We start from the raw sequence: 10,197 nt of genomic DNA, 5'->3' as shown, positions 1-10,197 counted from the left end.
CCCGGCGGGGGCGCCCCTGCCCCGCCGTCTCGCCCCCGCCCCCCCGGGGGCCGCCGCCCCGCGGGCGGCACGGCTGCTCCGGGGGCTGGGGAGGTTCGACCGGGCCGGGTACGCCGCCGTCGCCCGCGTCTCGACCCCCGCCCTCGACGCCCCGCTGCGTCGGCTCTCGGGTTTCGCCAACCACTCCAAGCCGTGGTTCCTGACCGCAGGGGTGCTCGCGGCGGCCGGCGGGCCGGCCGGACGCCGCGCGGCCGTGACCGGCGTGGCTGCCATCGGGCTGGCCTCGCTGGTGGTGAACCAGCCGATGAAGCTGCTGGGGCGCCGTCGTCGTCCGGAGCGCGACCGGCACGGCGTACCCGAACCGCGGTGGGTGCCGATGCCCACGTCGACGTCGTTCCCCTCCGGGCACTCCGCCTCGGCGGCGGCGTTCGCGGTGGCGGTGGGCGACGTGGTCCCGCAGCTGCGTGTGCCGCTCGGTGCGGCCGCGGCGACCGTGGCGTTCTCGCGCGTGTACACCGGGGTCCACTACCCGGGTGACGTGCTCGTCGGCGCGGCCACCGGCGCCCTGCTGGGGAGGCTGGTCTCCCGGCTCGGCGACCGACTGACCACCCGGTGACCGCACCCCAGCCGGGACACTCGCCTCAGGCCAGGTCGGGGAACCAGAGCGCGATCTCACGGGCCGCTGACTCCGGGGAGTCCGAGCCGTGCACGAGGTTCTCCCGGTTGGACAGGCTCAGGTCGCCACGGATCGAGCCCGGGGCCGCCACGCGACCGTCGGTGGCACCGTTGAGGAGACGCACCACCTCGACGGCCTGGTCCCCCTCGAGGACCATCGCGACCAGCGGACCGCTCAGGACGAAGTCGCGCAGCGGCGGGTAGAAGTCCTTGGCCACGTGCTCGGCGTAGTGCCGGTCGGCCAGGCCGGCGTCGATCGTCCGCTGCTCCATCGCCACCACCCGCAGCCCTTTGGCCTCGTAGCGGGCGAGCACCTGCCCCATCAGCCCCCGCCGGACGGTGTCGGGCTTGAGCAGGACGAGCGTGCGCTGGGTCATGGGCTCAGCGTAGCGACGACGGGCCGTCGGAGCGGCCGTGGGCGGCGTACGCCGCGGCGCGCTCGCGCTCGATCTTGCGGCCCAGGGTGTCGGCCGTCCCCCACAGCAGCGCGAAGATCCCGCCGAGGACGAACATCACGGGGATGACGAGACCCAGACCGACCGCCGCGCCCTGGACCACCCAGCCTGCCAGGTACGCCCACTCGTGACGCAGCAGCCCCGCGAGCACCAGGCAGGCCAGCGCGAGCCCCAGGCCCACGACCAGCGCGGTCGCGACCGGGACACCGGCGACCGCGATCATCACCGGCGCGGTCAGCCCGAGCGTGACGGCCTCGAGGCTCAGCACCGCGGCGCACATGCCACGTCGCGGCGACCGGCCCGGCCCCTGCGGCTGGCTCTGGCTCTCGCTCATGCGCCCCTCCGCAGCAGCGTTCGCGCCTCGCCCACGGTCACCACGGACCCGGTCACCAGCACCGCGCCGCTCCCGGGAGCATCGCCGAACGCCTCCCCGGCCTCGGCGAGCGCCGCAGCCTGGTCGATCGCGTCGAGGAGTCGTGGGGCGACACTGACCCGGTCAGGCCCGAACACCTCCCGGGCGACCTCGGCCAGCGCCGCGGCCGGCAGCGCCCGGTCGGTGGAGTTCTGGGTGCACACGACGTGGGCCAGGTGGGGCTCGAAGGCGGCGAGCAGCCCCTCGTGGTCCTTGTCGGCCATCACCCCGACCACCCCGACCAGCGGATGGAAGGCGAAGGAGTCCTCCAGCGCCGCAGCCGTGGCTCGGGCACCGTGCGGGTTGTGCGCGGCGTCCAGCACGACCGTGGGTCCCCGGCGCACGACCTCCAGGCGCCCGGGGGAGCTCACCTGGGCGAACGCGGCGCGGACCAGCTCCTCGGCCAGCGGCTGCTCGCCGGCGAACGCCTCGACCGCGGCGAGGGCGACGGCGGCGTTCTGCGCCTGGTGGGCGCCGTGCAGGGGCAGGAACACCTCGTCGTACCGGCCGCGCAGCCCCTGCAGCGCCAGCAGCTGCCCACCCACGGCCGGCACTCGCGACACCACCCCGAACTCGAGGCCCTCACGGGCCACGGTCGCACCGACCTCGGCCGCCCGGCGCAGCAGCACCTCGGCCACCGCCGCGGACTGCTGCGCGAGCACGGCGGTCGCCCCCGGCTTGATGATGCCGGCCTTCTCGACCGCGATCTGGACCGGGTCGTCACCGAGGTAGCGCTCGTGGTCGACCGCCACCGGGAGCACCACGGCGACCGCGGCGTCGGCGACGTTGGTCGCGTCCCAGGTCCCGCCCATGCCCACCTCCACCACCGCGACGTCGACCGGGGCGTCGGCGAACGCGGCGTACGCCATGGCCACGATGGTCTCGAAGAACGAGAGCGGGTACGGCTCCTGGTCGTCGACGAGATGGGTGTAGGGCGCCACGTCGTTGAACGCGTGCACGAACTCCTCGTCGGTGAGCGGGGCGCCGTCGATGCAGATCCGCTCGCTCATCCGCTCCAGGTGCGGCGAGGTGAACCGCCCGGTCCGCAGCTCCAGAGCCTGCAGCAGCGTGTCGATCATCCGTGAGGTCGACGTCTTGCCGTTGGTGCCGGTCAGGTGCACCACCGGGTACGCCGTCTGGGGGTCCCCGAGCAGGTGGGTGAAGAGCCGGATCCGGTCGAGCGAGGGCTCGAGACGGGTCTCCGGCCACCGCGACAGGAGTGCGTCCTCGGCCTCGGCGAAGGACTCGGCGGGCCGCGGGTGGGGGGTCTCGGTCATGGCGCAGACGAGTGTAGTGGGGCTAGCCTGCCGTTCAGGTGGCCCGACCACCCACTCTCGGATCGGGGGCTCCCATGGCCGCACGCACCAGCCGCATCCTGCTCGCCCTGCTCACGGCCGCGGCCGCCGCGCTCGGGCTCGGGCTCGCGGCGCCACTCTCTCCCGTCGTCGCGGCCGCACCCGAGTCCGGGGTGGTGGCCCCCGTGCCCACGATCAGCTGGCACCGGTGCCCGGACTTCGGCCACGTCCTGTGCGCCGAGGTTCCCGTGCCGCTGGACTACGACGACCCCACCGGTCCGACCCTCACCCTCGACCTGCTCAAGCAACCGGCCCTGGACGCGGCCGGGAGGCTCGGCACGCTCTTCGTCAACCCCGGAGGGCCGGGGGGCAGCGCCCGCGACTTCGCGGCGTACGGCGCGGACCTGCTCGGTGACACGGTGGCGCTGCACTACGACGTGATCGGCATCGACCCCCGCGGGGTCGGCCCGCACTCGCGGATGGTCTGCAAGACCAGCCAACCGGCCCCGGCCCAGAGGTACCTCTTCCCGGTCACCGTGCGGCAGTCACGCTCGGTCTGGCGCGACGGCCGGTACTTCAACCGGGCCTGCAAGGAGTCACCCAGCCAGGTGGTGGCGCACATGTCGACCGCCGACACCGCACGCGACATGGACCTGGTCCGCCAGGCGATCGGCGAGGAGCAGCTGAACTACTACGGCGTCTCCTACGGCACCTACCTCGGGGCCGTGTACGCCGCAATGTTCCCCGACCGGGTGGGGCGGTTCGTGGTCGACGGGGTCCTCGACCCGGTCCAGTGGGCCACCGGCGACGCCACGACCTCGGCACTTCCCTTCACCACCCGCATCGACAGCGCCCAGGGCTCCCACGAGGCCCTCACCAGCGCTCTGGCCGAGTGCGACCGGATGGGGCGCCGGTCGTGCGCCTTGGCGCCGCGGGCCGGCACGAAGTGGCAACAGCTGGTCCGGCGGGCCCGCGCGGACCGGCTGCGCTACTACGGCTCGACGGTGACCTACCAGGACCTCGTCGGCGGCACGCTCGGTCTGCTCTACGACAACTACGACTACACCTACCTGGCGCTGTCGCTGCAGGACCTCTACGCCCGCAACTTCGCGGTCGGCCGCCCGCCCCGGGGACGTCCGGTGATGAGCCTGGCCGAGCTGCGGCAGCGGGCCCGCGACGTGATACGCGCGCCGTACACCCCCACCGCGTTGGCCAGGAGGATCGTCAACGCCGCCGACCCGTTCCTCGGAGTGTCGTGCGCCGACAGCCGGAACCCGCGCGGTCGCCCCACCTGGTGGGACGCCGGACGGTCGCAGGACCGGCGTTCGTCGTGGTTCGGGTCGCTGTGGACCTGGACGTCCGCACCGTGCAGCGGTTGGCTGGCCGCGGCTCACGCCGACGCGTTCACCGGTCCCTTCGAGGTCACCCCGGCCAACCCGGTCCTGGTCGTGGGCAACTCACACGATCCCGCGACCCCGGTGTCCGGCGCGCGCCGGCTCACCACCCTGCTGAAGGGGTCACGCTTCCTGCTCATGGACGGCTGGGGGCACGCCGCGCTCACCAACTCCTGCGTCACGGCGGCGTTCGACGCGTACTTCGCCTCGGGCGCGCTGCCACCGGAGGGGACGGTCTGTCCGAAGGACCACCCGCTCTACAGCGGCCTGGAGGGCTCCCTGCGCCCCTTCGCGCGGTGGCGCCCGCAGGCCGGAGGCTGACGGAGCCGGTCAGGCCTCGGGGTTGGCGAAGGCCTGGAAGGCCGCCAGTGCCCGCGGACCGTAGACGGTCGCCGGACCGCCGTCCATCAGCAGGGTGACGCCGATGGCCTCGGCCACCTCCTGGGCGGTCGCCCCCTGCCGGTGCGCCCCTCGCGCGTGGGACGCGATGCACCCGTCGCACTGGGTGCTCACGCTGACCGCGAGGGCGATCAGCTCCTTGGTCTTGGCGTCCAGGGCGCCGCCGGCGAGGGCCGCGCCGTGAAGCTTGCTGAACCCGTCGTACACCTCGGGGATCAGCCGCCGCAGCTCGCGCGAGGGGCCGCGCAGGTCGGCCAGAACGTCGGGGCCGTGGTTGCCCATGAGGTCTCCTCCTTGGGGAAAGTCGATACCCCCCACGGTATCTCCTCAGCTGGGACGGCCCACCACCAGGTTCACCATGTCGACCACCGGCCGGTAGCCGAGCGTCTGGTAGAGGGAGTTCGAGGTGGGGTTGGCCTGGTCGGTGAACAGGCACACGCGCGCCCCTGAGCGGCGCAGCCGCCGCGAGACCTCGGCCACCGTGGCGCCGCCGTAGCCGCGACCCCGGTGCTCGGCGGGGGTGTACACCGGGCCCAGCCGGGCCACCCCGAACTGGGGGCGGCTGGCTCCGGTCAGGTGCACCGGTCGCCCGGACGGGTCCTCCCAGAGCCACACCTCGCCGGCGGCGATCCGGCGCAGCAGCCCCTCCGGGTCGGGAGGGTCCGCGTCGGCGCTCGTCCCCGGGGTCCGTCCGGCCTGGGCGTCGGCGTCGGCGTGGAACGCGCCGTACCACGCCACCACCAGCTCCAGGTCCCCCGTGTCCGCGCGACGCAGCCTCCCCGGCGCCGGCCGGGGCGGCACCAGCTCCCCCAGCTCGAAGAGCCGCGTGTGCAGGTCGACCGCGACGGTCCCGCCCCAGAGGGCGGCCACCTCCTCCGCGCACACCCGGGTGGCCGGCAGCGCGCCGTTCAAGCCGGCGGTCCACTCCCCCCGCGCGTGCAGGGCCCGGGCCAGGCCCAGTGCGGCCTCCTCGGGCATCGGCAGCAGGAACAGCGCGTGGGGTGGGCCGACGGCCGTACGCATCGCCACGCCCACGATGCCGCCCGCGTCGTCGGTCACCACCAGCCACCACCGCGGCACGGCCGGGTCCCGACGTACGCCGGCGGCGTCCTCGTCGGCCAGCCGGGCGGTCACCGTGGCCACCACGGTGGCCGTCACCGGGTCGGCGGCCAGGTGGTCGGCGGTGCGGCGCAGGAACTCCGCGGGATCGGTGAGGAACTCCAGACTGACCATGCGGCACCGTACCCGGCCACCGGTGCGGGGTGTCACTCGTTTTCGCCCCGCTCCGGCCCGCCCCTAGGATTTCGGCCATGACCCGACCCGACCGCCCCGTCACCGTCCCCGAGAAGCCGGCGCTGGAGGGGCTGGAGGAGCGCTGGGTCGCACACTGGGAGGAGCAGGGCACCTACCGGTTCGACCGCACCCGCAGCCGCGCCGGGGTCTACTCCATCGACACGCCCCCACCGACGGTCAGCGGCAGCCTCCACGTGGGCCACGTCTTCTCCTACACCCACACCGACCTGGTGGCCCGCTACCAGCGGATGCGGGGCAAGTCGGTGTTCTACCCGATGGGCTGGGACGACAACGGCCTGCCCACCGAGCGCCGCGTGCAGAACTACTACGGCGTGCGGTGCGACCCCTCGCTGCCCTACGACCCGGACTTCGTGGCGCCCGAGAGACCCGACCCCAAGCGGCAGATCCCGATCAGCCGCCCCAACTTCATCGAGCTGTGCGAGCAGCTGGTGGAGCAGGACGAGGCGGTGTTCGAGTCGCTGTGGCGCCAGCTGGGCCTCTCGGTGGACTGGACCCAGCACTACACCACCATCGGCCCGAAGGCCCGCACCGTCAGCCAGCGGGCCTTCCTGCGCAACTTCGCCCGCGGCGAGGCATACCTGCAGGAGGCGCCGACGCTGTGGGACATCACCTACCAGACCGCGGTGGCCCAGGCCGAGCTCGAGGCCAGGGAGTACGCCGGCGCGTACCACCGGGTGGCCTTCCACCGTCCCGACGGGAGCCCGCTGCACATCGAGACCACCCGTCCCGAGCTCATCCCGGCGGTGGTGGCGCTCGTCGCACACCCCGACGACGAGCGCTACGCCCCGCTCTTCGGCACCACCGTGACCTCCCCGGTCTTCGGTGTGGAGATCCCTGTCCTCGCCCATGCCGCCGCCGAGCCGGACAAGGGCGCCGGCATCGCGATGTGCTGCACCTTCGGCGACCTCACCGACGTCCAGTGGTGGCGTGAGCTGCAGCTGCCCGTGCGGACCGTCATCGGCAGGGACGGGCGCCTGCACCGGGAGACGCCCGAGTGGCTCGCCGACGAGCCGGCCGCCACGGCGTACGCCCAGCTGGCCGGCCGGACCGCCTTCGGCGCGCGCGAGGCGATGGTGGGGCTGCTGCGCGAGTCCGGCGACCTGGCGGGCGAGCCCACCCCCACCACCCGGATGACGAACTTCTACGAGAAGGGCGACAAGCCGCTGGAGATCGTCGCCACCCGGCAGTGGTACATCAGCAACGGCGGGCGGGACGCGACGGTCCGCGGCGACATGCTGGAGCGCGGTGCCGAGATCGCCTGGATCCCCGCCCACATGAAGCACCGCTTCGACAACTGGGTGGGAGGGCTCAACGGCGACTGGCTGATCTCCCGGCAGCGGTTCTTCGGGATCCCGTTCCCGGTCTGGTACCCGCTGGACGCCGACGGTGAGCCGGACTACGACCACCCGCTGCTCCCCACCGAGTCCGAGCTCCCCGTGGACCCGTCGACCGACGCCCCCCGCGGGTACGACGAGGGCCGGCGCGGCAAGCCCGGCGGGTTCATCGGCGACCCGGACGTGATGGACACCTGGGCGACCTCCTCGCTCACCCCGCACATCGCCGGCGGGTGGGAGCACGACGAGGACCTCTGGGAGCGGGTCTTCCCGATGGACCTGTGCACCCACGCCCACGACATCATCCGCACCTGGCTCTTCTCGAGGGTCGTCCGGGCCCACTTCGAGAACGGCACGGTGCCCTGGTCGCACGCGCTCATCTCCGGGTTCGTGGTCGACCCGGACCGCAAGAAGATGAGCAAGTCCAAGGGGAACGTGGTCGTCCCCACCGACATCCTCGACCGCTACGGCGCGGACGCCGTGCGCTGGCGCGCGGCCATGTCGCGGCCCGGGCTCGACTCGCCGTTCGACGAGACACAGATGAAGGTCGGCCGCCGGCTGGCCATGAAGGTCCTCAACGCCTCCCGGTTCGTGCTCGGCTCGGTCGGCGCGACCGACCCGGACGCCGCGGTGACCGAGCCGGTCGACCTGGCCCTGCTCGCCGGGCTGGCCGACGTGGTCGCCAGGACCACCGAGGCGTTCGACGAGTACGACTACACGACCGCGCTCGAGGCCGTGGAGCGGTTCTTCTGGGCCTTCTGCGACGACTACCTCGAGCTGGTCAAGGAGCGGGCCTACGCCGAGGGCGGTGCACCGACCACGTCGGCCCGGGGGGCGCTGGCCCGGGCGCTGCACGTCCAGCTTCGGCTGCTGGCCCCCTTCCTGCCGTACGTGACCGAGGAGGTGTGGTCGTGGTGGCAGGAAGGGTCGGTGCACCACAGCACGTGGCCGACCGCCGGGGAGCTGCCCGGCGGGGGCGAGCCGGGGGTGATGGGCGCGGTGTCGGCCGTGCTGGCGGGGGTCCGCGGCGCCAAGTCCGAGGCCAAGGTGTCCATGCGAACCGAGCTGGGCGAGGTGGCCGTCAGGGGTCCCGCCGCGCTGCTGCGTGCGGCGGCCCTGGCCGAGGCGGACCTGCGGGCGGTGGGTCGCATCACCGGGGCGCTCACCTTCACCCCCGGCGAGGGCGAGCTCGCCGTCAGCGCGGAGGTGCTGCGGCCGGAGTAGCCGTCCCCGCGTCCACGAGCACCACCGAGTAGGCCTGGCCGCCACCGCCGGCCTTCACCGCGTGGGCCACCCCGGGGACGGTCACCGCGGTGGACCGGTTCAGCGTCGTGCCGTCGCCGAGCTGTCCGCCGGCGTTGTAGCCCCAGGCCCGCACGGTGCCGTCCGCGAGCACCGCCAGGCCGTGGTCGCGCCCCGAGCCGATCGACACGGCCCCGCTCACGCCGCGGACGAGCACCGGCGTACGGCGGGTCCGGGTGGTGCCGTCGCCGAGGTTGGCCCGGTAGTTGCGGCCCCACGCCCACACCCGGCCGTCGGTGCGCAGGGCGTAGGAGTGGTGCGCTCCGGCGGCGAGCTCCGCGACGCCCGCGGTCAGCACCTGCACCGGGCTGGTCCGGTTGACCAGCGTGCCGTCCCCCACCTGTCCGTAGGCGTTGGCGCCCCAGCCCCACACGCTCCCGTCCGAGCGCAGGGCCAGGCCGTGGTCACGCCCGCCGGCCAGGCCGACGACGTCGGTCAGGGTGCCGACCCGCACCGGCGTCAGTCGCCGGGTGGTGGTGCCGTCACCGAGCTGTCCCTCCGCGTTGCGGCCCCACCCGACGACGGTGCCGTCGGCCCGCACCGCGTAGCTCATGTCGCGGCCCGCGGCGATCGCCACTGCGTTGGTCAGGCCCGAGACCCGCACCGGCGAGCGCCGGCGGACGGTGGTCCCGTCCCCGAGCTGGCCGTCGGCGTTGAGGCCCCAGGCCCAGACGGTCCCGGTGGCGGTGAGCGCCAGGGAGTGGTTGTGCCCGGACTCCACGGCGGTGATGCCGGACAGCCCCGGCACCCGGGTGGGCCGCGACACGTTGGCGGTGGTGCCCAGGCCGAGCTGGCCCTGGACGTTGCTGCCCCACACCCACACGGTCCCGTCGGCGCGCAGGGCGATCACGTGCTCGCGGCCTCCGTGGATGTCCACGACGTCACGAAGGCCGATGACCGGCCCTGGCGTGGGCCGCGCGGTGGTGGTGCCGTCGCCGAGCTCCCCGTAGGAGTTGCCGCCCCAGGTCCAGGGCACCGAGGGGGTGGTCGCGGCGGAGACGGGGCCGCCCAGCCCCACCAGGCCGAGGACGGCGAGCGCGGACACCAGCGCGGCCGACCACCGTCGTACGTCGATCCTCATCCGGCGCGACCTCCCCCTCCGGACCGCACCACCCCATGGGTGGCCTCCCCCAGCCTGCCTGGTCGGACCGGGTCCGACGCGACGAGACTACGCCGGTACGGCGCCGGTGTCAGCGGTGGCCGCGTGCCCGACCGTGGTGGTGCCAGTGGCCCCGGTGGTGACCACGGTGCTGGCGGTGGCCCGGGTCGCGTACCCGGTCCTGGCGGTGGCCCCGGTCCGCTCCGGAGTGCCGGCCGTGGTCGTGGTCGACAAGCATGCGTTGGCCGAACTGCACGGCGTCGCTTCCACGAGCGCGCAAGCGCTGGGCGCGGGCTGGGACGCGCTGCTCCCGGAGCGCCGCGCGCTGGCGGAGGCGCTCTACCGGATGCCGGCCGAGCCGTTTCAACCGGTCTCGACGACCGCGGCCTAATGGGGCGAGCTGATGAGCGCGGGCGTCGCGCTGGCCGCGCGCGTTCCTGCCGCGAGCGGGGGCGACTTCGACCGCGCGTTGGCGATCGCATACGCGGCCTCCGAGCTGATCATCGAGGCGACGCGCG

At 74.1% G+C, this 10,197-nt stretch carries 10 protein-coding genes; 4 read left to right on the top strand and 6 right to left on the bottom strand.

Translation table 11 applies throughout. The features are described from left to right. Positions 1-616 (top strand): phosphatase PAP2 family protein (locus PLP61_RS11125; RefSeq protein ID WP_324502783.1); only part of this gene is annotated, 616 nt, incomplete at its 5' end. Positions 617-641: 25 nt separating this feature from the next. Here PLP61_RS11125 and ndk read toward each other — a convergent pair. The 3 genes from ndk to PLP61_RS11110 are packed head-to-tail and all read right to left on the bottom strand — an operon-like array spanning position 642 to position 2,819. Continuing rightward, complete coding sequence (ndk, locus tag PLP61_RS11120; protein ID WP_324502782.1) at positions 642-1,052, bottom strand: nucleoside-diphosphate kinase; 411 nt, start codon at positions 1,050-1,052, stop codon at positions 642-644. Between the two features lie 4 nt (positions 1,053-1,056). Then, positions 1,057-1,464 carry a DUF4233 domain-containing protein gene (locus tag PLP61_RS11115; protein ID WP_324502781.1) on the bottom strand — a complete coding sequence of 136 codons (408 nt, stop codon included), beginning with the start codon at positions 1,462-1,464 and terminating at the stop codon, positions 1,057-1,059. Next, positions 1,461-2,819: a bifunctional folylpolyglutamate synthase/dihydrofolate synthase gene (locus tag PLP61_RS11110; RefSeq protein ID WP_324502780.1), complete on the bottom strand. Its 1,359-nt coding sequence runs from the start codon at positions 2,817-2,819 to the stop codon at positions 1,461-1,463. The genes PLP61_RS11115 and PLP61_RS11110 overlap by 4 nt, the downstream gene beginning before the upstream one ends. A 74-nt stretch (positions 2,820-2,893) precedes the next feature. On the opposite strand from PLP61_RS11110, the gene PLP61_RS11105 reads away from it, so the two are divergent. Continuing rightward, positions 2,894-4,552, top strand: a complete 1,659-nt coding sequence (locus PLP61_RS11105; protein ID WP_324502779.1) for an alpha/beta fold hydrolase — start codon at positions 2,894-2,896, stop codon at positions 4,550-4,552. 9 nt (positions 4,553-4,561) lie between these two features. On the opposite strand, the gene PLP61_RS11100 is transcribed toward PLP61_RS11105, so the two are convergent. Both PLP61_RS11100 and PLP61_RS11095 read right to left on the bottom strand, forming a co-directional pair. Then, positions 4,562-4,912 carry a carboxymuconolactone decarboxylase family protein gene (locus PLP61_RS11100; RefSeq protein WP_324502778.1) on the bottom strand — a complete coding sequence of 117 codons (351 nt, stop codon included), beginning with the start codon at positions 4,910-4,912 and terminating at the stop codon, positions 4,562-4,564. A 45-nt stretch (positions 4,913-4,957) separates the two neighbouring features. Next, complete coding sequence (locus PLP61_RS11095) at positions 4,958-5,863, bottom strand: GNAT family N-acetyltransferase (protein ID WP_324502777.1); 906 nt, start codon at positions 5,861-5,863, stop codon at positions 4,958-4,960. Positions 5,864-5,940: 77 nt separating this feature from the next. On the opposite strand from PLP61_RS11095, the gene valS reads away from it, so the two are divergent. Next, on the top strand, positions 5,941-8,502 hold the full coding sequence (gene valS, locus PLP61_RS11090; RefSeq protein WP_324502776.1) for a valine--tRNA ligase: 2,562 nt from the start codon (positions 5,941-5,943) through the stop codon (positions 8,500-8,502). Here the strand turns inward: valS and PLP61_RS11085 are convergent. Then, entirely contained in the window at positions 8,474-9,661 is a 1,188-nt protein-coding gene (locus PLP61_RS11085) for an RCC1 domain-containing protein (RefSeq protein ID WP_324502775.1), read from the bottom strand. The genes valS and PLP61_RS11085 overlap by 29 nt on opposite strands. 139 nt (positions 9,662-9,800) lie before the next feature. On the opposite strand from PLP61_RS11085, the gene PLP61_RS11080 reads away from it, so the two are divergent. Then, a complete protein-coding gene (locus tag PLP61_RS11080) occupies positions 9,801-10,070 on the top strand; it encodes a hypothetical protein (protein WP_324502774.1) in 270 nt (89 codons plus the stop codon). Positions 10,071-10,197 lie beyond the last annotated feature (127 nt).

The sequence above is a fragment of the Nocardioides sp. genome (assembly GCF_035429765.1).
Taxonomy (GTDB): domain Bacteria; phylum Actinomycetota; class Actinomycetes; order Propionibacteriales; family Nocardioidaceae; genus Nocardioides.
Note: the sequence above shows the minus strand (reverse complement) of the source record. Positions and strands in the feature narration are given on the sequence as shown.